The organism is Dietzia sp. HMSC21D01, assembly GCF_001815995.1.
Taxonomy (GTDB): domain Bacteria; phylum Actinomycetota; class Actinomycetes; order Mycobacteriales; family Mycobacteriaceae; genus Dietzia; species Dietzia cinnamea.
Window position 1 is genome coordinate 1 of sequence record NZ_KV823765.1, and the last position, 638, is coordinate 638.

The 638-nt window shown below is 76.6% G+C and carries 1 pseudogene; it reads left to right on the forward strand.

Annotated features, from left to right (window positions below):
• Nucleotides 1-111: 111 nt before the first annotated feature.
• Nucleotides 112-638, forward strand: a pseudogene (locus HMPREF3086_RS03560) (polysaccharide biosynthesis protein); the annotation flags it as partial.

Genomic DNA, 638 nt, shown 5'->3' on the forward strand with positions numbered 1-638 from the left:
GGGCGACCCGGCGCCAGCGCGTCGCCCGGGGTGCAGCCGTGTCGCCCGGGGTGCAGCCGAGTCGCCTGGCCCGCCGGGGTGGCCACGCGGCGGCCCCCTACCATCACCGATGTGGACCACGAGGCACGCGAGGCGGCACCCGACTTCGCCGCCAGGCGCGTCCTGACAGGCGCGGGCGCCGTCACGGCCGGGTCGATGCTGGCCAACATCGCCGCCTACCTCCTGCACCTCCCGGCCTCCCGGTGGCTCGGTCCCGAAGGCTATGGCGCGTTCGCCGCCCTGCTCTCCGCGCAACTGCTGGTGGCCGTGCCCTCGCTCGCGCTGCAGGCGGTGGTGGCCCGCGAGCACGTCCGCGGTGTCAGCCACGATGTTCTGCGCGCGCTCGGCAGGCGGGTCGCTTTGCTGGTCGCGGTGGTCGCGGCGTTGGTCGTCGTCCCGGTGTCCCTGCTGCTCAACACCCCGGTGTGGGCCACGGCCGCCGCTCTGGCCCCCGGCCCGGTGCTGTGCCTGCTCGCCACCGAGCAGGGGCTGCTGCAGGGGGCCGAGCGGTTTCGGGCGCTGGGTGTGGTCCTCGCTCTGGCCGGCGCGGGCAAGGTCGCGCCCGCCGTCGCGGTACTCGCCGCGGGCGGCGGTGTCGG